Source organism: Sphingobium sp. PAMC28499, assembly GCF_004795815.1.
Lineage (GTDB): Bacteria > Pseudomonadota > Alphaproteobacteria > Sphingomonadales > Sphingomonadaceae > Sphingobium > Sphingobium yanoikuyae.
Genome location: NZ_CP039248.1, coordinates 1891265 through 1913274 on the forward strand (window position 1 = coordinate 1891265; position 22010 = coordinate 1913274).

21 protein-coding genes are annotated in these 22010 nt (G+C 66.2%); 18 read left to right on the top strand and 3 right to left on the bottom strand.

Going from position 1 to position 22010, the window contains the following annotated elements; all coding sequences use genetic code 11:
* Positions 1-7: 7 nt before the first annotated feature.
* Positions 8-2125, top strand: coding sequence for a flagellar biosynthesis protein FlhA (gene flhA, locus E5554_RS09165; RefSeq protein ID WP_136186601.1), 2118 nt, complete (start codon positions 8-10; stop codon positions 2123-2125).
* A gap of 12 nt (positions 2126-2137) precedes the next feature.
* Positions 2138-2875: a FliA/WhiG family RNA polymerase sigma factor gene (locus E5554_RS09170; protein ID WP_010338853.1), complete on the top strand. Its 738-nt coding sequence runs from the start codon at positions 2138-2140 to the stop codon at positions 2873-2875.
* 16 nt (positions 2876-2891) lie between these two features.
* Here the strand turns inward: E5554_RS09170 and mdoH are convergent, their stop codons facing one another.
* From mdoH to E5554_RS09185, 3 genes are all read right to left on the bottom strand, one after another.
* On the bottom strand, positions 2892-4778 hold the full coding sequence (gene mdoH, locus E5554_RS09175; RefSeq protein ID WP_136186602.1) for a glucans biosynthesis glucosyltransferase MdoH: 1887 nt from the start codon (positions 4776-4778) through the stop codon (positions 2892-2894).
* Between the two features lie 60 nt (positions 4779-4838).
* The gene (locus E5554_RS09180; protein ID WP_136186603.1) at positions 4839-6326 is read right to left on the bottom strand and encodes a glucan biosynthesis protein; all 1488 of its coding nucleotides are present in this window, start codon (positions 6324-6326) and stop codon (positions 4839-4841) included.
* A gap of 213 nt (positions 6327-6539) precedes the next feature.
* The gene (locus E5554_RS09185; protein ID WP_136186604.1) at positions 6540-7400 is read right to left on the bottom strand and encodes a flagellin; all 861 of its coding nucleotides are present in this window, start codon (positions 7398-7400) and stop codon (positions 6540-6542) included.
* Positions 7401-7712: 312 nt separating this feature from the next.
* On the opposite strand from E5554_RS09185, the gene E5554_RS09190 reads away from it, so the two are divergent.
* The 16 genes from E5554_RS09190 (at position 7713) to E5554_RS09265 (ending at position 21952) form a co-directional block, all read left to right on the top strand.
* Complete coding sequence (locus E5554_RS09190; protein WP_136186605.1) at positions 7713-8990, top strand: sigma-54 dependent transcriptional regulator; 1278 nt, start codon at positions 7713-7715, stop codon at positions 8988-8990.
* 13 nt (positions 8991-9003) lie between these two features.
* On the top strand, positions 9004-9363 hold the full coding sequence (fliE, locus tag E5554_RS09195) for a flagellar hook-basal body complex protein FliE (protein ID WP_010338848.1): 360 nt from the start codon (positions 9004-9006) through the stop codon (positions 9361-9363).
* A gap of 3 nt (positions 9364-9366) precedes the next feature.
* On the top strand, positions 9367-11115 hold the full coding sequence (gene fliF / locus E5554_RS09200; RefSeq protein WP_136186606.1) for a flagellar basal-body MS-ring/collar protein FliF: 1749 nt from the start codon (positions 9367-9369) through the stop codon (positions 11113-11115).
* Complete coding sequence (fliG, locus tag E5554_RS09205; RefSeq protein ID WP_017500447.1) at positions 11108-12124, top strand: flagellar motor switch protein FliG; 1017 nt, start codon at positions 11108-11110, stop codon at positions 12122-12124. The genes fliF and fliG overlap by 8 nt, the downstream gene beginning before the upstream one ends.
* Positions 12117-12758 (top strand): FliH/SctL family protein, encoded by a 642-nt coding sequence (locus E5554_RS09210; RefSeq protein ID WP_069335732.1) that lies wholly within the window; start codon positions 12117-12119, stop codon positions 12756-12758. Before fliG ends, E5554_RS09210 begins: the two co-directional genes overlap by 8 nt.
* A complete protein-coding gene (locus E5554_RS09215; protein WP_010338846.1) occupies positions 12755-14083 on the top strand; it encodes a FliI/YscN family ATPase in 1329 nt (442 codons plus the stop codon). The genes E5554_RS09210 and E5554_RS09215 overlap by 4 nt, the downstream gene beginning before the upstream one ends.
* Positions 14080-14505: a hypothetical protein gene (locus E5554_RS09220; protein ID WP_010338845.1), complete on the top strand. Its 426-nt coding sequence runs from the start codon at positions 14080-14082 to the stop codon at positions 14503-14505. The genes E5554_RS09215 and E5554_RS09220 overlap by 4 nt, the downstream gene beginning before the upstream one ends.
* Before the next feature lies 1 nt (position 14506).
* Entirely contained in the window at positions 14507-16648 is a 2142-nt protein-coding gene (locus E5554_RS09225; protein ID WP_136186607.1) for a flagellar hook-length control protein FliK, read from the top strand.
* 34 nt (positions 16649-16682) lie between these two features.
* The gene (locus tag E5554_RS09230) at positions 16683-17357 is read left to right on the top strand and encodes a flagellar basal body-associated FliL family protein (protein ID WP_136186608.1); all 675 of its coding nucleotides are present in this window, start codon (positions 16683-16685) and stop codon (positions 17355-17357) included.
* Positions 17358-17405: 48 nt separating this feature from the next.
* Positions 17406-18290 carry a FliM/FliN family flagellar motor switch protein gene (locus E5554_RS09235; protein WP_201450201.1) on the top strand — a complete coding sequence of 295 codons (885 nt, stop codon included), beginning with the start codon at positions 17406-17408 and terminating at the stop codon, positions 18288-18290.
* Complete coding sequence (fliN, locus tag E5554_RS09240) at positions 18287-18625, top strand: flagellar motor switch protein FliN (RefSeq protein WP_004208183.1); 339 nt, start codon at positions 18287-18289, stop codon at positions 18623-18625. The genes E5554_RS09235 and fliN overlap by 4 nt, the downstream gene beginning before the upstream one ends.
* Positions 18626-18708: 83 nt before the next feature.
* Positions 18709-18972 (top strand): flagellar biosynthetic protein FliO, encoded by a 264-nt coding sequence (locus tag E5554_RS09245; RefSeq protein WP_004208182.1) that lies wholly within the window; start codon positions 18709-18711, stop codon positions 18970-18972.
* 40 nt (positions 18973-19012) lie between these two features.
* The gene (fliP, locus tag E5554_RS09250; protein WP_169863187.1) at positions 19013-19750 is read left to right on the top strand and encodes a flagellar type III secretion system pore protein FliP; all 738 of its coding nucleotides are present in this window, start codon (positions 19013-19015) and stop codon (positions 19748-19750) included.
* Between the two features lie 10 nt (positions 19751-19760).
* Entirely contained in the window at positions 19761-20033 is a 273-nt protein-coding gene (gene fliQ, locus E5554_RS09255; RefSeq protein WP_004208180.1) for a flagellar biosynthesis protein FliQ, read from the top strand.
* Positions 20030-20812: a flagellar biosynthetic protein FliR gene (gene fliR, locus E5554_RS09260; protein ID WP_004208179.1), complete on the top strand. Its 783-nt coding sequence runs from the start codon at positions 20030-20032 to the stop codon at positions 20810-20812. The genes fliQ and fliR overlap by 4 nt, the downstream gene beginning before the upstream one ends.
* Before the next feature lie 3 nt (positions 20813-20815).
* Positions 20816-21952, top strand: a complete 1137-nt coding sequence (locus E5554_RS09265; RefSeq protein WP_069335734.1) for a flagellar type III secretion system protein FlhB — start codon at positions 20816-20818, stop codon at positions 21950-21952.
* Positions 21953-22010 lie beyond the last annotated feature (58 nt).

Genomic DNA, 22010 nt, shown 5'->3' on the forward strand with positions numbered 1-22010 from the left:
GCCTCTCATGACTCCCACCCAAGTCAAAGCGAAGATCTGGATGAGCGCCGCCAAGGGGGCGGTGTTGCCGTTCGCCACGCTGATGGTCGTGCTGTTCATGATGGTGCCGGTGCCGGCGGTGATGCTGGACATCGGCTTCATCACCAACATCATGATCAGCCTTGCCGTGCTGATGGTGGCGCTGAACGCCGCCAAGCCGCTCGACTTTTCCAGCTTCCCGACGGTGCTGCTGTTCGCGACCCTGCTGCGCCTGGCGCTCAACGTCGCCTCGACCCGCGTCGTGCTGGTGTCGGGCCATGAGGGGTCGGACGCCGCGGGCCAGGTAATCGAGGCATTCGGCCACTTCCTGATCGGCGGCGACTATGTCGTCGGCATCTTCGTCTTCGCGATCCTGATGATCATCAACCTGGTGGTCATCACCAAGGGCGCGGGCCGCGTGTCGGAAGTGTCGGCCCGCTTCACCCTGGACGCCCTGCCGGGCAAGCAGATGGCGATCGACGCCGATCTCAACGCTGGCCTGATGACGCCCGAGGAAGCCAAGCTGCGCCGCGCTGAAGTCGCGACCGAAGCGGATTTCTACGGTTCGATGGACGGTGCGTCCAAGTTCGTGAAGGGCGACGCGATCGCCGGCATCCTGATCCTGGCGATCAACATCATCGGCGGCATCATCCTGGGCGTGGTCAGCCATGGCCTGGCGATGGGCGATGCGGCCCAGACCTATATCCTGCTCGCCATCGGTGACGCGCTGGTTGCGCAGATCCCGGCGCTGCTGCTGTCGATCGCCGCCGCCTCGATCGTGACCCGCGTCAAGTCCGAACAGGATTTGTCGGCCCAGGTCGCCGGCCAGTTCGGCACCGGCAAGGCGTGGGTGCCCGTTGCCGCGATCCTCGGCTTCCTCGGCATTCTGCCGGGCATGCCGCATCTCATCATCCTGACGGCCGCTGCCATCGCCGGCGGTATCGCCTGGCAGCTGCGCAAGGCCGGCCAGCGCAAGGCTGCCGAACCCGAACCGCTCGCGCCGCCGCCCAACCCGGCCATCATCGAATGGAACGACGTGTCCGATGGCGCGATCCTGGGCCTGGAGATTGGCTATGGCCTGATCGGCCTGGTCGACGAACGCAAGGGCGCGCCGCTGATGGCCCGCATCACCGGCATTCGTCGCCAGTTGTCGAAGGAACTGGGCTTTGTCGTGCCGATGGTCCGCGTGAAGGACAATCTGGCACTCGAACCCAATCAGTACCGTATCACCATCGCCGGCGTCGTCGTGGGCGAGGATGATATCTGGCCTGACGATCTGCTGGCGCTGGACAGCGGCATGCTGGAAGGCACGGTCGCTGGTCGCCCGGCCAAGGATCCGACCTTCGGCCTCGACGCCGTCTGGATTTCGCCGGCCAAGCGCAGCGAGGCGGTGGTCGCCGGCTATACCGTGGTCGATCCGCCGACGGTGGTCGCCACCCATCTCAACCAGCTGATCGCGATGAACGCGGCCGAGATGTTTGGCCTGGACGAGGCTCGCAAGCTGCTCGACAATCTCAAGGATGTCGCGCCGCAGTTGGTCGATGGCCTGACCCCCGGCACGCTCAGCCTGACGCAGATTTCCGCGCTCTGTCGCGCGCTGCTGTCGGAAGGGATCGCGCTCAAGGACTTCCGCCGCATCTGCGAGGCGATGGTCGATGCGGCCCGCCTCGACATGAACCACGAACAGCTTGTCGAAGCGGTGCGCCAGCGCATCGGCGCACTCATCATCCAGGGCCTCGTCCCGGTGAAGATGCCGCTGCCGGTCATCACCCTCGACGGCGATCTGGAAGCGATGCTGGCGCAGGCGATGCGTGTCGCCGGCGACGCCAAGCATCCGATCGAGCCGAGCCTGGGCAACCGCATCGTCGAATCGGTGGTGCATGCCGCCCGGCCGATGCTGGGCCAGGCACGCAATTTCGCCATCGTCACCTCGCCGGTCGCGCGCCGCGCGCTCGCCCGGCTGTTCAAACCCCATCTGCCCGAGACCCCGGTGCTGTCCTTCCTGGAAATCCCGGACGGCAAGGGTGTCGAGGTTGTCGCTGTCGTCGGTGGCGAGCAGCGTCCCACGCCCCGGCACGATCCGCTGCCGCGTGAACGCGTCGCCTGAGGAGACTGACCAATGTATATGAATAAGGTCGCTGCAGGCTCGGATGTCCTTACCTATGGACGGGCAGGGCTTGCCAATTCCCCCGAACAGCTGGCGCGCCGCTACATGCCGCTGGTGCGCAAGATCGCCTGGCATGTCCATGGCCGTGTCTCCAGCGCGATCGAGGTGGAGGATCTGCTGCAGATCGGCATGGTTGCGCTGGTGGAGTCTGCCAACAGCTTCGAGGATCGAGGCCTGGGCTTCGCCTCCTATGCGCAATTGCGCGTGCGCGGCGCGATGATCGATCATCTGCGGCGCCATTCCACCCTGTGCCGCTCCGCCATGGCGACCCGCAAGAAGCTGGCCGCCACCCGCGCGAAGCTGGAACAGAAATTGGGTCGGGCGCCGCTCGAAGCGGAAATGGCCGCTGAACTGGGCATGGATGCCGCCGACTATCGCGAGGCGGCCGATGGCGCCGAGATGGTCCAGCACACCAGCATGGACGAGGTCTATTCCGACCAGTCCATGTGGTTCGCTGATGTCGAGGATCGCGCCGACGACATCATGGAGCGCGAATCGCTCAAGGGCGCGCTCGCCAAATGCATCGGCGAACTGCCCGAGCGCGAGGCGCTGGTGCTGCAACTCTATTTCGTCGAGGAACTCAATCTGGAGGAAATCGGCCAGACGCTGGACATCGGCGCGGCGCGCGTGTGCCAGATCAAGAAGTCGGCGCTCGACAAGCTGCGCGGCAAGCTCAGCGACTGGAACTGACCGGCCCGCGCGCCCGTCAACCGTCGTTGGCGGGGCGCGATACCGATGCCTTGCGACCCGGAACCGGCCAGCGGAAACGCAGCGGCCGGTAATTCTGTGTCCGCCACCAGGGTTCGGGCACCTGGAACAGGCCGCTATTTTCCGCCCGCTGGCCCAGATCCTTGCGTGCGGTCAGCGCGGCCAGGATGGGCGCGGCGAACAGGCCGGCCAGCACCGGGCTCATCCAGCCGATCGCATTGGCGCGCACCGCCAGCACGGCCAGGCCGACGCCCAGCAATATATGCCATTTGAACAGCCAGATCGCGCCCAGGATCGCCATGCCGTCGCGGTCGCGGGTCTGGCCGTTCCAGCTCGCCTTGCGGCCCATGAGGATGGAAAACAGGTTGATCGTCTGGGTCAGCATCGCGACCGGCGCCATCAGGATCGACAGAAGGATGTCGGCGATCACGCCGCGCGTCATCCGCACTGCGCCGCCAAAGCCGATCCGCCGCGACGGGTCGGCCATGGCCCAGCCGATCGCCAATATCTTGGGACCGAACAGCAGCACTGCAGTTACCGTCAGCAGCGTGCTGGATGGCAGCACGGCGGCCGGCGGCCATACGCCGGTGGCGACGCCGCCCAAAACCACCAGCATCATCGCCAGCCATAGCGGCGAGGTGCAATAGGCCGATGCGCCGACGAACAGCTGGAACCGGCTGACCGGGTGCAACCCCTTGATCTTCGCCAGCAGCGGGACATGCTGGATATTGCCCTGGCACCAGCGACGATCGCGGGTGAACAGGTCGGGCATGGCCGGCGGAAATTCCTCGAAACTGTCGTCGGCGGTGACCATATGGACGTCCCAGCCGCGCCGGCGCAGCAGGGCCGCTTCCAGCATGTCATGGCTCAATATATGGCCGCCAAAGGGCGCCCGGCCCGGCAGTTCGGGCAGGCCGCAGCTTTCGGCGAAGGCGCGCACCCGCACGATCGCATTATGGCCCCAGAACATGCCTTCGGACCCGGCCCACCAGATCATGCCGGCGGCCGAGATCGGCCCGAACAGGCGGCTGGCAAATTGCTGCCAGCGGGCGAACAGCGTGGCCGCGCCCATCACCGTCGGCACGGTCTGAATCAGGCCCAGATGCGGGTGGCGTTCCATGTCGACCGACAGGCGCGCCATGGTCTGGCCGCTCATCACGCTGTCGGCATCCAGCACGATCATATGGTCATATGCGCCGCCGAAACGGGTCACCCACTCCTCGATATTGCCCGGCTTGCGACCGATATTGCGGGCGCGGCGGCGATAATGGACCGGGCGCGAGAAGGCCTTGCGCATTTCCAGATAGGCCTTGCGCTCGGTCTCGCCATTTTCCGGGTTGGAATCCGACAGGATGAAGAATTCGAAGCGCTCGCCACCCATCACCTGCGACAGCGATCGTTCCATGATCGACAGGCGGCCGAGCACGCCCAGGAAATCCTCGTTGCAGACCGGCAGCAGGATGGCGGTGCGCGCCTTGAGCGGTGTGCGGTCGCGCGGGATATAGGGGCGCACGCCCTTGCCCTTGCCGACCGTCAGCAGCAGGAAGCCGATCGCGGCAGTGGCAAAGCCGAAGGCGATCCAGGCGAAAAGCGGGATGAACAGGGCCAGATAGACGCCTTCCCAGAAGGAAATGCCGTCCAGGCCGATCGACCGGCGCATCTCGTGCGCGGCAAGCGCGGCGGGCAGCAGTGCCAGCAGCACGACCAGCAGCCGGCGGGCCCACAGGTCGATGTTCAGCGGCCGATGAATCCGACCCGGCGCGGTCGTGAAATCCTGCACCGGCATGGCAAGCGGCGCTTCTGCCGGCACGCTTTCGAACGCCCGGACAAGCGCTTGCGACCCCGTGGCCCCATCGGCCACGTTCGTGCCTCCTGTCGATGTCATGTCAGACCCATTCCTGGTTAACCCGAGCGCTAGAACCTTTCGCTACCCGCGTCGTTCCCTTCATGCGCCTATCGGATAATGCACATATTCACTGAACGCGCGATTGCCAGAGCGAAGTTGGACCCGGATATCCGCCGCCCTGTCGCCCGATTTGCGGATGTCGATTGCCACGCGATACAATCCCGCCTGGCCCAGCACCGGATATCCGCCCTTCTTGACGATGGTGCCATTGCCGATATCGGTCCACAGGTCAGGCTTCGCATCGGCGGGCAGGCCGGCAAAGTCGATCACCAGTCGTTCGACCCCGGCTTCGTCACCACGACCGCGCCAGACCGCCTGCACGATCGCCAGATTGCTGCCGGCGGGTGCCCGGTCCGCCGTCCAGTCCAGCCGATAGGCGGCATCGATCCGGCTGCCGGGACGCGCGGCCTTGGCCGGCGTCCAATAGGCGCAGACATTGTCGGTATATTCGCTGTCGGTCGGGAAGGTGTAGAGCCGCACCTGTCCCGCGCCCAGCGGCGCAGACGGCGTCGCCCATAGCGAGGGGCGACGGTCATAATAGACGCCGTCATCCTGATAATGGTCGAAATTGCGGTCGCGCTGCAACAGGCCAAAGCCCTTGGGGCTGGTCTCGGCAAAGCCATCGACGCGCGGGACGGACGGGTTCACCAGCGGACGGGCCTGCGCGCTGCCATCGGCGCTGGCGATGGAGAGCAGGTCGGAGTCATGGATTTCCGGGCGCCAGTCGGTGCCCTTGGTCCGGTGCGCCTCGTCGTACCAGAACATGCTGGTCATCGCCATCAGGCCCAGTTCGGGGATCGGCCGGCGCGGGAAGAGGGCAGCGGTCACGTCCTGCGTCACCCCCTTGGCGCCAAGCCGATTGACGAAGCGGAAGGCGCCGGTGATCGATGCGCCGTCCAGCAGGGCATAGACGGTGACGCTGCTGTCGCCGGTCCGCTCCAGCCAGAAATGGGTGAAGCGGGGAAATTCCTCCTTGCCCGGAATGCTGGTGTTGATCGCGATCGCGCGGGCGGACAGGCCGAACTGCTTGGTCGGGCCGGGCGCGCGGAAATAGCTGGCACCCAGGAAAGACAGCCAGTCGCCGTCGCGCCTGGCATTCATGATGCGGAAGCCGGCATAGCCCGCGTCCGGGCCGAGGTCCGCGACGGCATTGCCGTCGGGCGTCTCGAACATGGCGGGGTCATAACGCAGCGGCGTCGCCACGCCCTTGTCCACCAGTGCGATCTGCACCGGCTGCTGGGCCGTGCCGCTCAGCGGGAACAGGCGGACGCCGGTGTCGCCGGGCAGGTCGCCCCAGATCGTCTTCTCGTCGCGGAACCGGGCCTGGTGCATCTGGTCATAACCGACCTTGGCGGCGACCGGATTGGGCGGGGTTTCGGCAAAGGGGCTGCGCGCCAGCTTCTGTGCCATGGCGATGATGCCATCCCAAGAGAAACGGTCGTTTCTGGCTTGGGAAAGGGCAGGGCGGGGGAGCAGCAGCGCTGCGCCCGAAGCAGCGATCAAGGCGCGCCGGTCGATCATGGTCATGCGTCCATCATGGGTGCTGATCGCGCCATTGCAAGATGTGCCTGTAATCAAACGCGATGAAGCCCCCGTCCGGGGGGACGGAGGCTTCGAATTTGGCCGTTTGATCGAAGGTGTTACCCCCGGCACGGTGGGGACTGTTGATGTGCCGGGGGTGACATGGCGGGTTGCCGGTGACCAATACCTCAACCCGTCATTTTCGGTGTCCGATCCGGATTACTGGATGAGCTTCATGACGTTCTGCTGGCTCTGGTTGGCCTGGGCCAGCATCGCGGTCGATGCCTGGCTCAGGATCTGGGCCTTGGCAAGCGCGGTGGTTTCGGTCGAGAAATCGGCGTCTTCGATGCGGCTCTTGGCGTCGGTCAGATTGGTGACGTTCGCGGTCAGCGTGTTGACAGTCGATTCCAGGCGGTTCTGCACCGCACCGAGATTGGCGCGCGAGGTGTCGATCGCCTTCAGGGCCGAGTCGTAGAGGTCGAGCGCTGCGCCGACGTCGAAGCCGGTGGCGGTGACGTCGAGGTCGGTCGTGACCGCACCACCGGTCACGACGGCCGCGACATCGGTGTCGTCTTCGACATTGCCCAGGTCGATTTCGATCGCGTCGCTGGAGTTGGCGCCAGCCTGGATGTTGATCTTGCCGTCAGCGGCGGGGCCGGCCGAACCGTCGAACAGCTTGATGCCGTTGAAGCTGGTGTCCGTCAGAACCTTGCCGATCTGGGTGGCGAGCTGGTCGATTTCCGACTTGATGTTGCCCTTGGCGGTGGTGTCGTTGGTGTCGTTGCCGGCCTGGACGGTCAGTTCACGCATGCGCTGCAGCATGTTGGTGACTTCGCCCAGTGCGCCTTCTGCGGTCTGCGCCAGGCTGATGCCGTCATTGGCGTTGCGGATGCCCTGGGTCATGCCCTTGATCTGCGAGGTCATCGACGAAGCGATGGCCAGGCCAGCGGCGTCGTCCTTGGCCGAGTTGATGCGCTTGCCGGTCGACAGGCGCTCCATGGCGGTGGACAGAGCCTTGCTGGAGGCGGCCGAAGCATTGGTGGCCCGCAGCGCCGACGAGTTGGTTCCGATAACAGTCATGATATTCCCTTTCCGTTCATCAGGTCGCTGTCGTCTGACGCTTGCGGCCTCGAAAGGGGATAACGGCGGGCCGCGAAAAGCTTTTAGGGGCCGATGCGATTTTTCTGGAAAAAGACCGAAAAACAGCTCTCTACGCGTGCGCGTATATATAGAGTGCGATTTTTCTGCCGGCGGAGCGGAAAAAAATTGCCGGTCACCGGCAAGTTAATGGCCGCGTTAACCATCTAATAACCACGCTGGCGTAAATTTAAGTCATCGAAGGGGGTAGGGGCGTGCGGGGGCACAAACCTGCCAAGACACTGGGGACAGTTCATGTCATCGCTTGACGTGAGCCGTGGGGTCTGCGCGCTCGTTCCGGGCTTGCAGCACTGGCTCGAAAATGCCTTGTACACGGTGCGGATCGTGGATGCGCAGAGCCCGCGTGAGCGGGATAGCCGCCGCGTCCTTCTCGCGACCGAGATCGGCCATGCCACCCATCGCGATATCCTCATCAACCTGGTCGACGGCAAGCCGTCGCTGGTGCCGGCGGCCAATGGCCTGCCCGCCCGCGTTGCCTTTGGCCTCGAAGACATGGGCTTTGCCTTCGCGCTGATCGCCGAGCTGGCCCGCCCGGCTTCGGTTCCGGCGGTTGGCGATGCCGCCAGCGCCCGCCTGATGACGCTGGCCGGCCGCGTGGCCCGCAGCGATGCCACCGTCCTGATCCAGGGCGACACCGGCACCGGCAAGGAAGGCATGGCGCGCTTCCTTCATACCCAGTCCGGCCGGGTCACCCATGACTTCATCGCCGTCAACTGCGCGGCGCTGCCCGAAACCATGATGGAAGCCATGCTGTTCGGTCACAAGAAGGGCAGCTTCACCGGCGCATCCAATGCCTCGGACGGCCTGTTCCTGGCCGCTGACGGCGGCACTCTGTTCCTCGACGAAATCGCCGAGCTGCCCCTCGCGCTCCAGGCCAAGCTGCTGCGTGCCCTCCAGGAAGGCGAAGTGCTGCCGGTTGGCGCCACTCATCCGGTGCCGGTCAATGTCCGCATCGTCGCCGCCTGCAACCGCAACCTGGCCGACGAAGTCGCCGCTGGCCGCTTCCGCGAAGATCTTTACTGGCGCCTCAATGTCATGGCGCTGGAACTGCGCCCTCTGGCCGAACGTCCCGGCGACATCGCCGCGATCGCCGCCGCCATGCTGCTGCGCCACCAGGATGCCGGCAAGGACGGCTTTGTCTGGCCGACCGCCGCCGCACTCGACAAGCTGGCCGCCCATCGCTGGCAGGGCAATGCCCGCGAGCTGGGTAACGTCCTTCAGCGCGCGCTGGTGCTGCGCGACGGCGAGCGTATCGAAGCCGACGACCTGCACGTCGCCGGCGCGCCGCAGCCGCTGCGTATCGTTTCGGCCGCGCCGCTAGCCGCAGTCGCTGCCGCGCCGGCCGAACCGATCCGCCTGCGCGACGTCGCCCATCATTCCAAGCTGGAAGCGATCCGCACCGCTCTGCGCGAGACCGATGGCCATCGCGCCGCCGCCGCCCGCAAGCTGGGCATTTCCGAACGCACGCTGCGCTATCGGCTCGCCGAGATGCGCGAGCTGGCTGCGGCTTAAGGAGGGTTAGGGCATGACCGGTATCTCTCCCACCGACAGCGTGATGGCGATGCGCAATGCCATCCTGCAGAAGAACGCCGCGCTGCGCGACGTCGCCTCGACCGGCAATGTCGGTTCGGCTGGCGGCGCGGGCGCAACGCAGGGCACCGCACCCGGCGGCTTCACCGACGCGCTCAACAACGCGCTCCAGCAGGTCAACGGCCTGCAGACCCAGGCCGGCGATGCCGCCTCGGCGTTCGAACGGGGCGAAACCACCGATATCGCTGCGGTCATGCTGGCCAAGCAGCAGGCATCGGTCAGCTTCGAGGCGACCCTCCAGGTCCGCAACAAACTCCTGTCCGCCTACAAGGACATCATGAGCATGCCGGTCTAACCCATGAGCGAGAACGCACTCACCATCGACGGCGGCTCGGCCGCTGCCCCGGCCCTCCCGGCCGTCACCGGTGCCAGCTTCGGCAATGCCAAGGGCGTGGACGCGCTCAAGGCACGCTTCGCCGGCTTCATCAAGCAGCCGGCCGTGGCCAAGAGCCTGCCGCTGCTCGGCCTGCTCGGCACCGTCGCGGTGGCTGGCGCGGCCTGGCTGGCCCTGCGCGAACCGCCGCAGCGCGACCTGTTCCGCGGCCTGCCCGATGGCGACAAGTCTGCCGTCGCCCAGGTGCTCGACCAGAATGGCATCAAGTATGACTTCGACAATGCCGGCGGCATGACCGTTGGCGAGGGCGATTATTTCAAGGCGAAGATGATGCTCGCCGCCCAGGGCCTGCCCAAGAGCGCACCCGACGGCAACAGCATGATCGACAGCCTGCCGATGGGCGCCAGCCGCGCGGTCGAGAATGAGAAGCTGCGCGGCGCCCGCGAAACCGATCTCGCGCGCACGATCGAGGCGATCGACAGCGTCGAGAGCGCCAAGGTCCATCTCGCGGTCGAAGCGCCCAGCGTCTTCCTGCGCGAACGCACCAAGCCCTCCGCCTCGGTGATGCTCCGCCTGTCGCAGGGCCGCACGCTCACCGACGCGCAGGTCAGCGCCATCGTCCATCTCGTCGCCTCGTCGATCCCGGAACTGAATCCGGAAGATATTTCGGTCGTCGACCAGAATGGCCGCCTGCTCAGCAATAATGACGGCAATGCCGCCGACGATCGCCAGCTCGCCATCCAGACCCGGATCGAGGATCGCTATCGCCAGTCGGTTGTCGCGCTGCTGACCCCGATCCTGGGCGATGGCAAATTCTCGGCCGAGGTCCATGCCGAACTGAATTTCGCCGAACGCCAGGCGACCCGCGAAAGCTTCCCCCAGGATGAGGCACGCCTGCGTGCCGAGCAGGGCAGCTGGTCGTCGGACGAGCGTGGCCAGAAGGCTGGCGAGGCTTCGGGCATCCCCGGCGCGCTCAGCAACCAGGCGCCGGTCAACCCGACCGTGACCCAGACCAACCCGAACGGCCAGGCCGTGACGCAGGGCCAGACGGCCGAACAGCAGCAGCCGGCCACGCCGGGCCTGCCGCCGATGAAGACCGAGGAAACCTTCAACCGCAGCTTCGAGCTGGGCCGTGAAGTGTCGGTCACCAAGGATGCGGTCGGCACCGTCAAGCGCCTGTCGGTCGCCGTCGCGCTCGACACCGGTGCCGATGGCAAGCCGCGCTCCGCTCAGGAAATCGCCGCGCTGGAAGCGCTGGTGAAGGGCGCCGTCGGCTTCGACCAGGCCCGTGGCGACGTCGTCGCCCTGTCGGCCCGCAGCTTCGCCAAGGCCGAAGAGGTCAAGGCGCCCTGGTATGAGGCCGACTGGATGTCGCCGCTGATCCGCAATGTCTCGGCCCTGCTGGTCGCGCTGCTGGTGATCTTCGGCATCGGCCGCCCGCTGCTCAAGCGCCGCGCCGCTGCCCAGGAAGCGAAAGCGGTCGAGACCGCCGAAGCCGGGCAGCGCCTGGGTCGCGAAATCTCGGGCGAACTGACCAAGCAGGCGACCGAAAATCCCGATCCCAGCCGTCCGGTGACGCTCGACATGATCTCGTCCACCTATGACTATGCCCAGCGCGCCGACCTGATCCGCAATTTCGTCAAGCAGGATCCCGATCGCGCCGCCTTGGTGGTCCGCGACCTTCTGAAGGAAGGGAAGAAGGAAAATGCCTGAGATCGTCCCCGGCCGTCCCGAGGCGCTCAAGGGCAGCGCCGCCGCCGCCGTCCTGCTGATGCTGTTCGATGAGGATGAGGCCGCCCAGATCCTGTCGCGCCTGGAGCCCGAAGAAGTCCGTCAGCTCGGCTATGCCATGTATGACGTGCAGGATGTCGATCCCGAGGAAGTGAACGAGGCGCTCGACCATTTCGTCACCAAGGCCAAGAAGCGCACCACCATCGGCTATGGCGCGACCCGCCATATCCGCGGCGCGATGACTAAGGCGCTGGGCGAGGAACGGGCCGAAACCATCCTGGCCCGCATCACCCCGCCGACCCGCTCCACCCAGCTGGAAATGCTGAAGTGGATGGACGCCAAGGAAATCGCCATCCTGATCGAGATGGAGCATCCGCAGATCATGGCGATTGTGCTGGCGCATCTGGAAGCGCCGGTTGCCGCCGACGTGCTGCAATTGCTGCCGACCGAATATCAGGAAGAGATCGTCTATCGCATCGCCACGCTCGGCCCGGTGTCGAACGAGGCGCTGGACGATCTGGAGCAATTGCTGCTGCGCGGTCCGGTGAACAAGCAGGGTGCGGCGTCGCAGCGCGGTGGCACGGTCGAGGCGGCCGCGATCATGAACAATGTCCGCAAGGACAATGAACAGCGCATCATGAAGGCCGTCGCCAAGCGCGACAAGATGATCGCCCAGACCATCGAAGAGGAAATGTTCGTCTTCGATAACCTGATCGACATGGATGACAAGAATCTGGGCACGTTGATGCGCACCGTCGACAGCCAGGTGCTGGTCGTGGCGCTCAAGGGTGCGAACGACATGCTCAAGGCCAAGATCTTCAGCTGCATGTCGGCCCGCGCCGCGCAGGCGATCGCCGACGAGATCGAGGAACGCGGCCCGATCCGCCTGGCCGAAGTCATCGACGCGCAAAAGCTGATCATCGCCACCGCCCGCCGCATGGCGGATGCCGGCACCATCATGCTGGGTGGCAAGGGGAACGACTTTGTCTAAGATCTGGGCCGCCGAAGCCAGCCACGACGTATCGAGCGTGCCGATGATCGGCGTTGGCCAGGTGGCCAGTAACGGCTTCCGCAGCCTCTATTCGGCGCTGCCCGGCGACGTCGTCGCGGCGCCCGCCCGCGCGCCGATCCATGCCGAACCGGAAACCGATCCGATCGACGAAGCCCATATGGCGGGCTTCTCGCAGGGTTTCGAGGAAGGCTATCGCGCCGCCGGGGAAGATCAGGCGAACGAGATCGAGGCGCGCAACCGCCTGACCGCCGCGCTCGAAATGCTGGCGCCGGCGCCCAGCGGCAGCCTGTCGACCATGTTGTCGGCCACGGTCGTCCGCCTGGTCGAACAGATTGTCGGCGAAGTGCAGATCGATCTCGACCGGCTGACCCAGCGCTGCGAAGCGGTCGCCGCCTTCATCGATGACAGCAGCGACAAGAGCGCGCTGCATCTGCATCCTGACGACGTCGCCCTGCTCGAAGGCGAGCAGATCGGCGTGCCGCTGGTGTCGGACAAGAGCATGCAGCGTGGCTGCGTGCGCCTCGAAACCGCCGATGGCTGGGTCGAGGATGGCCCGGACGTTCGTCTGGCGCGCCTGCGCGCCCTGATGGACGACATGGAGGGTAAGGCATGATCCGCGCCGAGCTGGCGCAGGCCGAAACCCTGTTCGAGCATCTTCAGGTCCAGAATCGCCAGCCGCGCCATGTCGGCCGTCTGGTCAGCCATGATGCCGGCATGCTGGAAGTCACCGGCTTCCGCCGTCCGATCGGTTCGGGCGCCCGCGTCCTTGCCAGCGACGGATCGGTCTGTCGCGCTGAAGTCGTCGGCTTTCGTGGCGAACGCACCCTGCTGGTGCCGCTCGATGCCGATGCGCCGCTGGAAAACGGCATTCGTGTCGAACCCGACAGCCAGGCCAATATGGTGCAGGTGGGTGAGGGGCTGATTGGCCGCGTCATCGACGCCATGGGCCAGCCGCTCGACCGCAAGGGCCCGATCATCGCCGGCGGCGTCTGGCCGCTCAACGGTGTGAAGGGCAATGTCCTCGATCGCGGCCGCGTGACCGAGCCGTTCGACCTCGGCGTGCGCGCCGTCAACGCGCTGCTGACCGCCGGGCGCGGCCAGCGCATCGCCATCATCGCCGGCTCGGGCGTCGGCAAGTCGGTGCTGATGGGCCAGATGATCGCCGGCGCGGAAGCCGATATCGTCGTCACCGGCCTGATCGGTGAACGTGGCCGCGAGGTCAGCGACTTCCTCGAAACCAAGCTCAAGCATGCGATGCACAAGAGCATCGTGGTTGCCGTGCCGGCCGACCATCCGCCGGTGCTGCGCCTGCGCGCCGCCGCGCGCGCCACCGCCATCGCCGAATATTTTCGCGCTCGCGGGAAGAAGGTGCTGCTGCTGATCGACAGCCTCACGCGCTGCGCCCATGCTCAGCGCGAGATCGGCCTGGCGCTCGGCGAACCGCCGGCGATGAAGGGCTATCCGCCCTCGGCGCTGGCGCTGATCCCGCGTCTGGTCGAACGCGCCGGCGTCGACGCCCGCACTGGCGGCTCGATCACCGCGCTCTACACCGTTCTCGCTGATGGCGACGACACCGACGATCCAATCGTCGATGCCGCCCGCGCCATTGTCGACGGGCATTTCGTGCTGTCGCGCAGCCTGTCTGAACAGGCGATCTTCCCGGCGATCGACATCGGCAAGTCCCTGTCGCGCGTTATGGCCGACGTCGTGCCGGACGAGCATCGCCAGGCCGCCGCCGCCTATCGCCGCCTCTGGGCCGCCTATGAGGAAAATCGCGACCTCATCCTGATGGGCGCCTATCGCCCCGGCAATGATCCGGTGATCGACGAGGCGGTGCAGCGTCGCCAGGAAATCCTGAACTTCATCCGCCAGGACCAGAAGAGCCGGATCGACCTTGATACCAGCGCCAACGCGCTGATCGCGGAGTTCGGGGCGTGAAGGGGCTGGTGTCCCGCCGTCATCGCGTGCTGCGCGTGCGCCATGTCCAGCATGCCATGGCCATGGCCGAGACCGCGCGCGCCCGTGACGAGGCGGAGGGGATCGCCACCAACCTGGAACGTCTGCGCCGGGTGCGCGGCGAACTGTTCGGTGTCCAAGGCGGCGCTACCGGTGCTTCCTTCGCATCGATGCAGGAACTGGCCAGCCGTCTGGAGCAGGCCGGGCGCCAGCTCGACGGCGCGCTCTACGACGCCCGCCGCAAGGTGGAGGCGAAGGAAGGGCTCAGCATCGCGGCGAACCGCGAGAAGGAAATTGCCGCGCGCCTGAAGGATCGGGCCCGCGTCGCGCTGGAAGAATGGCGCGAGAACAAGCTTGCCGCGTTGCCGCGCTATCGCCGCATGCAGCGCACGGGGGACAATTGACATGACCATGCTCGCCAGCCTCAAATCGCTGCTCTTCTCCTCGACGCCGCTGGCCGGTGCGACGGTGGCCGGTGCTTCGGCCGTGGTCGAGGGTGCGACCGACTTCGCCGCGCTGCTGAGCGATGTCGATGGCGCGGCGCAGCCGGCTGCGCCTGCCACGACCATGGGCGCGCCAGCCCTGCCGGCGGAAGCGACGATCGAGGGCGATGCGCCTGTCGTGACGCCCGAAGCAATCGAGGCACCGACTCTGCCGGACACCGCCGAATTCCTGACCCAGCGGGCCATGCCGGTCCAGCCGGTCGCAGAACCGGCGTTGCCGGTCGTTGAGGCCACATTGCCGGTTGCCGAGCCGGTCCTGCCCGTCGCTGCGCCAGTCCAGGATCAGGCGGCCGTCGCGCCCGTATCGGCCGAGCCCGCCCCGATCGTCTTGCCCGAAGGCGAGGCTGACGCCGAAGCCCTCCCGCTGCCCTTGCCGATCCCGGCGGTCGCGCCTGCGCCTGCGGATATCCGCACTCCGGCGCCGGTTCCGACCGCCGATGTGGCCCTGCCGCTGCCGGTCGACGCCGAAGGCCCGATCGCGCTCGCCCTTGCTGATGCTCCGATCAAGGCCACGCCGACGCACGCGCCGCAGCCTCTGCCGGCTGCGATGGCCGCGCCCGAGGCCGATGACATCGCCGATGCTGACAGCGAAGCTGACATGGTGACGGCCGATGCGCCCGTCGACAGCGATGCGCCGATTGTCGCCGATCCGATTGCCCATTCCTTGCCTGCTGCACTCCCCCCCTTGCCGCAGGCGCCGATCGATGCCCCCGCATCTTCGGCTCCATCCGCGCCGACCCGGGAGATGCCTTTGAGCGTGTCTCCTTCGCTGTCACCTTCATTGTCCCACACCCAGGCCCCTTCGAAACCGGCCGTGGGACAGGAAGCGGTGACGGCCCCGGTGGTCGGCGCGGATGGGCAGGATGAGCAGATCGTTGCAGCGCCCGTGACGGCGCCTGCAGTGACGCCCGAACTGGTCGCTGCGATGATCCCGGCACAGCCTGGGCCAGTCGCCAACGCGACACCGAATGTCGTGCAGGCCCCGGTCCAGGCCGCCCCGCAGCCCGCGATTGCACCGCGCCCGGTCGAGCAGGTCGTGCCCGCCGTCGCTGCGGCGCCGGAGGTCAACCCTGACACGCCCGCCGAAATGGTCGTGGCGACCGCCAAGCCGACCGAGAAGACCGCACCGGTGGCCGCGACCAACAGCCCGGACGAGGGTGATGTCGAGATCGCATCCGCTGGCACCGACGTCCCGGCTGCGCCCGTGGCCGCCAAGCCGGCCAAGGCGGAAGCCCTGTCGCTGCTGCAACTGGTGCGCGACCATATGAACCGCCGGGCGACGCCGGTGCGCGACAGCGCCGAAGCGGCAACGCCGGTCAGCGATCGCACGCCGGACAAGGCCACCACGGCCGTCGATACGCTGGTCGCCGCCACGCCGGCCGCGCCCCATCATGGCTCGGAAGTCTCCGTGTCCCAGGCCGCCACGCCCCAGACCCCGTCGGTCACCCCGGCGGCGATGCCGACGGTCGACCTGTCGGCCAGCCTTGGCCAGCAGGTGGTCGACATGGGCGTGTCGGGGCAGTGGATTGACGGGCTAGCCCGCGACATTGCCGGTCTGTCGGCCAATGGCGCGCAGGGCCGGTTCCAGATCAATGCCGACCAGCTCGGCCCGATCCAGGTCGATATCCGCCAGGATGGCGATGGCGCGGCGGTCAGCCTGACCGTTGCCAGCGAGGCGGCGGAAATGGCGCTGCGCCAGGATAGCGACCGGCTGAAGCTGGACGCGGGCCTTGCCGCCGTGCGCATCCATGAAGTGAAGATCGAACGCGCGCCGCATGTTGCCGAAGCGGCCAAGGCCGATGCCAATGGCCAGACCGGCAGCCAGTCGAACGGCCAGCAGGGCAATGCCTCTCAACAGCAGGGCGCCTGGCAGGGTGCCGGCCAGATGGCGGGCCAGTCGATGGGCCAATCCTCGTCGCAGGGCCGCTGGCAGGGCCGTGAAAATAATGGCCTTGGCCATAAAGCCGGGAGCGATCCGGCCGTTCTTAACCATGGTGACACCGGCGATAGCGCCGGTGACGTCCGCCGCGCGCGCTACGCCTGACGGCCGGGACGGGATATTCCAGGGGACGTGAACGATGAGCGATGAACCCAAGGCGAAGAAGAAGAAGAAGGGTGGGGGGATGAAGCTCATCCTGCTGGTCGCCGTCGCCATGGTGGTGGGCGGTGCCGGTGCCGCGGGCGGGCTGTACGCCGCCGGCTTCTTCAGCCCCAAGGCCGAAGGCCCCAAGGAAGATCCCAACAAGCCCGTGCTCGTCCTGGCGGGCGAGGATGCGCAGGCTGTCGCTACCGCCCATGGCTGGGCCGGTGAAGGCGGTGGTGGTGGTGGCGAAGGCGGTGGCCATGCGAGCGCCGGTGGCGAGGGGCATGCCCCGTCGGCCGCCCATGCGCCGGGCAAGGGCATCGACCTGCCCGCGCCGGCCAATCCGACCGCCTATCAGGCCACCTATTTCCAGCTCCAGGCGCCCTTCACGTCGAACATGACGGACACCGACGCCTTCGCCCAGATCACCGTCGCGGTGTCGACCTATTATGACTATCGCGTGATCGCCGCGATCAAGATGCACGAGATGGCGATTCGCAGCCAGGTGCTGATGATGCTCGCCGAACAGCCCGAGGAGCAGCTGGTCACGCCCGACGGCAAGCGCATGCTGCAAGGAAAAATCCGAGGCATCATCAACGATGTACTCAAGCAGAAGACCGGCTATGGCGGTGTCGATAACGTTTATTTTACCAATTTCGTTATTCAATAGCGCTGCCTGAACGCTGGGAAGTCCCCTGGCCGAGGGCAGGGGACAGACATGAATCACGTTCAATCCTTCGCCTTCGGGCGGGGGGACGCGCAAGCTCCGGTAATGTTGTCGGGCCTCGACCGGCTGGGTGAAAAGCTCGGCCGGCGTATCCGTGCGCTGATCGAACCCATTTCCGGCATCCGCCCGCATGTCGCGGCCGAGGATGCACGGGTCGTGGAGTTTGGCGCCTGGTCGGCCGGCGCGCCCAATTTCTGCAGCCTGTCCATCTATCGCCTGCTGCCCCTGAAGGGGCAGATGCTGCTGTGCATGGACGCCACCATGATCTCGACCCTGGTCGACTGCTTCTATGGCGGCCTTGGCAACCGGGCGCTGCCCGCGCGCGGCGAATTTACCCCGACCGAAGACCGGCTGATCGCCCGCCTGTCCGAAACTATCATGGCCCGCATGGTCGAATGCTGGTCCGACGTCCTGCCCCTGGAACCTGGCCTGCTGCTGCGTGAAACCGGCATCGGCTTTGCTGCCGCTGCCCAGCCCGCCGACCAGATGGTGGTGCAGCGCTTCCGTGTCGGGCTGGACCGGGATCGCGAATGGTCGATCGACATGGTCTTCCCGCTGGCGGCGCTGCGCGGCGTCGAGGCACTGATGGGCAGCAAGGTCGCAAGCGATGACGAGCATGTCGATCCGGTATGGCAGGCCCGCGTGGCGCGTCGCATGCGCGACATCCGCCTGCCGGCCCGCACCGTGCTGGCCCGCCCCAATCTCTCGCTGGCGGAGCTGATGCAGCTCAAGGCCGGCGACATCATACCCGTGACGATCGGCCGCAGCCTGCCGCTGATCGTCGGCGACAGGATCGTCGCGCACGGCACGATCGGCGAACAGGATGGCCGTGCCGCCTTCCAGATTGAAAAGATTGCACAGGGACCGGAACAATGAGTGATATGAGCGACGCCCCGATGATGGATCCCCGTGGGGAAGACAGCGCCAGCCGCATGGCGGCCAACCGCCAGTTCAAGCTGCTGGCCGATATTCCGGTGCGCATGTCGGTGGAGGTCGGATCGACCTCGCTGCGCCTGGCAGAAGTCATGGACCTGGCCGAAGGCAGCATCGTGGAACTGGATCGCCAGGCAGACGAACTGCTCGACATCATGGTCAATGGCGCGCTGATCGCCAAGGGCGAGGTCGTGACGGTGAACGGCCGCTATGGCATCCGCATCGTCGATATCGCCGCCACCGAAACCCGCATGGCCGGGGTCGAACGGCGCGGCTGATCGCAGGGCCGTGCTTTTGCGCTTGCCTTGCGGCCCATTCTTGCGGATCGGATGACGCATTAACCTAAACGCGGGGCGCGTGCATGTTCTGGTATTTCGTCAAATTGCTGATCCTGCTGCCGCTTGTGGGCGGCATGGCCTTTGGTGCCTTGTGGCTGTGGCGCAAATATCAGCCCGGCATGATGGTCGGCCAGAATGACCGGTCGCTGAAGCTGCTGGAAGCGCTGCCGATGGGCACGTTCGGCAAGCTGGCCGTGGTCGAGTTCGAGGGCAAGAAGATCCTGCTGTCGGTCACCCGTGGCCGGATCGAGAAGATCGCGGAAGGCGACCCCTATCGTGCGCGCTAGTCACTGGCTGGTCGGCGGCATCCTGCTGACCGCCGGGCTGATGCTGGTCGATCCTGCGCTGGCGCAGGCGGTGCCGGCCGCGCCGGCGCCGGTCGACAATGGCGGCGCGCTGACCCGCGCGATGGGACAGATTTCGGGCGACGGCCGCTCGCTGTCGCTGTCGCTGCAGATCCTCGTCCTCATGAGCCTGCTGTCGGTCCTGCCGTCGCTGATCCTCATGATGACCAGCTTCACCCGGATCATCATCGTCCTGTCGCTGCTGCGCCAGGCGCTGGGCCTGCAACAGACGCCGCCCAACCAGGTGCTGGTGGGGCTTGCCCTGTTCCTGTCGCTGTTCGTGATGCGACCGGTGATCGACCAGATCAACGGCCAGGCCTATGATCCCTATGGCAAGGGCCAGATATCGATCGAGGAAGCGGTCGGCCGTTCGGGCAAGGTGCTGCACGGCTTCATGGCCAAGCAGACGCGCGAGAGTGACCTCAAGCTGTTCGCCAACATGGCCGAGGCCCCGGCCTTCCGTACGCCTGACGACATTCCCTTCACGATCCTGCTGCCGGCCTTCGTCACCAGCGAGTTGAAGACCGCGTTCCAGATCGGCTTCATGATCTTCCTGCCCTTCCTCATCATCGACCTGGTCGTCGCATCGACCCTGATGGCGCTGGGCATGATGATGCTGTCGCCCACGATCATCTCCATGCCCTTCAAGCTGTTGCTGTTCGTGCTGGTCGATGGCTGGGCGCTGACGATGGGGTCGCTCGCCGGCTCCTTCGCGACATAGGAGGGCGGCAATGGAGAATGCGGATTTCTTCATGGGCCTGGCACAGCATGCGCTGTGGATCACGGCGCTGGCGACGGCGCCGATCCTGATTCCGGCGCTGGTCGCGGGCGTGCTGATCGGCATGGTCCAGGCCGCGACGTCGATCAACGAACAGACGCTCAGCTTCATTCCCAAGATTCTGGTCGTGGGGGCGATGCTGACCCTGTTCGGTGGGTCGATCATGGTGCTGATCGCTGACTTCACGCGCGAGATATTCGAGCGGATACCGGACCTGCTGCAATGATCGCACCCGGCTTCGCAGGCGTCGAGACGCAATTGTGGATCTGGCTGATCGCCATGATCCGCCCCGGTGCGGCCTTTCTGGCCGCGCCCGTCTTCGGTGCGCCCGCGATGCCGCTTCAGTTGCGCCTGATCCTGTCGCTCGCGCTTGGCATGGCGGCGCTCAACAGCGTCACCATCCAGTTGCCGCATGATGGCGTCGCCAGTTTCGAAGGCGTGATGCTGGTCGCCGGCGAAGTGCTGACGGGCCTTGCCATGGGTTTTGCCGTGCAGATCGGCTATTCCGCCGCCTTCGTCGCGGGTGAGGCGATTGCCAACACCATGGGGCTGGGCTTTGCCGCGATGGTCGATCCGGGGTCGGGGCAGGGGACGCAGGCGGTCGGCCAGTTCCTGTCGATCCTCTCGACCTTCCTGCTGCTGGCGATGGACGGCCATCTGCTGCTCGTCAGCTTCGTGGTGCAGAGCTACAAGGCGCTGCCGCCGGGCGCGGCGATGCTCAGCAATGATGCGGTCTGGCACATGATCCAATTTGGCGGCTCGCTGCTGGGTGCCGGGGTCACGATCGCGCTGCCGGTCGGCTTTGCGCTGGTGCTGGTGCAGATCGTCATGGGCATGCTGGCGCGCACCGCGCCCGCGCTCAACCTGTTCGCCGTCGGCATGCCGATGGCAGTGATGGCGGGGCTGGTGCTGCTGGCGATGGCGGTGCCGGTGATGGGCGAGGGCATCACCATCGCGCTCAAGTCGGGGCTGGAACAGGCCCGCGCCATCTCGGAAGGACGCTGAGCCATGGCGGGCGGATCCGAGGGCGGCGAAAAGACCGAAAAACCGACACAGAAGAAATTGCAGGATGCCGCCAAGGAAGGCGATATCCTCCAGTCCCGCGAACTGGGGACGGCCCTGGTGGTGATGGCCGGCATCGGCTGGCTGGCGGTTGCCGGGCCGGGCCTGATCGACGCGCTGTCGGGTATGCTGACCCGCGCGCTGCGCTTCGGGCGCGAGGATATCGTAAACTTCTCGCCGGTGACGCGTGGCACCGGCCTGCTGGCGGACATCGCGCTGCCGGTGGGCGGCGTATTGCTCGCGACCTTCTTTGCCGCGATCGCGGCGCCGGCGCTGCTCGGATCGCTGGGCTTTCGTCCTGGTGCCTTCGCGCCCAAGGCGTCGAAGATGAACCCGGCTTCGGGCCTCAAGCGCATGTTCGGCGCGCAGGGGCTGATCGAACTGGTCAAGTCGATCGCCAAGGTGGGGCTGCTGGGCGCGGTCGGCTTCTGGATGATCTGGGACCGGCTGACCGCGATCATCGGCCTGGGCAAGGCGGGGGTCGGCAATGCGATCAGCGACCTTGGCAACATGTTCATCCTGGTCTGCCTGGTGATGGCGGGCGGGCTGTTCGTGATCGCCGGCATCGACGTGCCGATGCAGATTTTCCAGCGCGCCAAGCGGCTGGGCATGAGCAAGCAGGACATCAAGGACGAGCATAAGGAAAGCGAGGGCTCGCCCGAACTCAAGGGGCAGATCCGCCGGCGCCAGTTCGAGGTGCTGAACGGATCGACCCGCCAGGCGGTGGCAGAGGCCAGCGTCATCATCACCAACCCGACCCATTTCGCGGTGGCGCTGCGCTATCGTCCGGGCGTGGATGCCGCGCCGGTCGTGGTCGCGCGCGGCTGTGATGCGATCGCGGCCTCGATCCGCGAACTGGCCGAGGATCATGGCGTGTCGGTGCTGCAATATCCCGAACTGGCGCGCGCCATCTACTTCACCTCGCGCGCTGGCGAGATCGTCAATGAAGGCCTCTACATGGCGGTGGCGACGGTGCTGGCCTTCGTCTTCCGGGTCGAGAACAAGATGGCGACGGAAATGGACCGTCCGTTCATTACCGTGCCCGAAGATCTGCGTTTCGATCCGGATGGAAAGAAATTGTAGAGAATTTGCTGATACTTGGCAGTTGATCGAAGAATTAGGGCGATGGTGAATTAAAGTT

Excerpts from the sequence above, each read along its gene's own strand:
- flhA (WP_136186601.1), top strand. The coding sequence starts at position 8 with ATGACTCCCACCCAAGTCAAAGCGAAGATCTGGATGAGCGCCGCCAAG.
- E5554_RS09170 (WP_010338853.1), top strand. The coding sequence starts at position 2,138 with ATGTATATGAATAAGGTCGCTGCAGGCTCGGATGTCCTTACCTATGGA.
- mdoH (WP_136186602.1), bottom strand. The coding sequence starts at position 4,778 with ATGACATCGACAGGAGGCACGAACGTGGCCGATGGGGCCACGGGGTCG.
- E5554_RS09180 (WP_136186603.1), bottom strand. The coding sequence starts at position 6,326 with ATGACCATGATCGACCGGCGCGCCTTGATCGCTGCTTCGGGCGCAGCG.
- E5554_RS09185 (WP_136186604.1), bottom strand. The coding sequence starts at position 7,400 with ATGACTGTTATCGGAACCAACTCGTCGGCGCTGCGGGCCACCAATGCT.
- E5554_RS09190 (WP_136186605.1), top strand. The coding sequence starts at position 7,713 with ATGTCATCGCTTGACGTGAGCCGTGGGGTCTGCGCGCTCGTTCCGGGC.
- fliE (WP_010338848.1), top strand. The coding sequence starts at position 9,004 with ATGACCGGTATCTCTCCCACCGACAGCGTGATGGCGATGCGCAATGCC.
- fliF (WP_136186606.1), top strand. The coding sequence starts at position 9,367 with ATGAGCGAGAACGCACTCACCATCGACGGCGGCTCGGCCGCTGCCCCG.
- fliG (WP_017500447.1), top strand. The coding sequence starts at position 11,108 with ATGCCTGAGATCGTCCCCGGCCGTCCCGAGGCGCTCAAGGGCAGCGCC.
- E5554_RS09215 (WP_010338846.1), top strand. The coding sequence starts at position 12,755 with ATGATCCGCGCCGAGCTGGCGCAGGCCGAAACCCTGTTCGAGCATCTT.
- E5554_RS09225 (WP_136186607.1), top strand. The coding sequence starts at position 14,507 with ATGACCATGCTCGCCAGCCTCAAATCGCTGCTCTTCTCCTCGACGCCG.
- E5554_RS09230 (WP_136186608.1), top strand. The coding sequence starts at position 16,683 with ATGAGCGATGAACCCAAGGCGAAGAAGAAGAAGAAGGGTGGGGGGATG.
- E5554_RS09235 (WP_201450201.1), top strand. The coding sequence starts at position 17,406 with ATGAATCACGTTCAATCCTTCGCCTTCGGGCGGGGGGACGCGCAAGCT.
- fliN (WP_004208183.1), top strand. The coding sequence starts at position 18,287 with ATGAGTGATATGAGCGACGCCCCGATGATGGATCCCCGTGGGGAAGAC.
- E5554_RS09245 (WP_004208182.1), top strand. The coding sequence starts at position 18,709 with ATGTTCTGGTATTTCGTCAAATTGCTGATCCTGCTGCCGCTTGTGGGC.
- fliP (WP_169863187.1), top strand. The coding sequence starts at position 19,013 with ATGCTGGTCGATCCTGCGCTGGCGCAGGCGGTGCCGGCCGCGCCGGCG.
- fliQ (WP_004208180.1), top strand. The coding sequence starts at position 19,761 with ATGGAGAATGCGGATTTCTTCATGGGCCTGGCACAGCATGCGCTGTGG.
- fliR (WP_004208179.1), top strand. The coding sequence starts at position 20,030 with ATGATCGCACCCGGCTTCGCAGGCGTCGAGACGCAATTGTGGATCTGG.
- E5554_RS09265 (WP_069335734.1), top strand. The coding sequence starts at position 20,816 with ATGGCGGGCGGATCCGAGGGCGGCGAAAAGACCGAAAAACCGACACAG.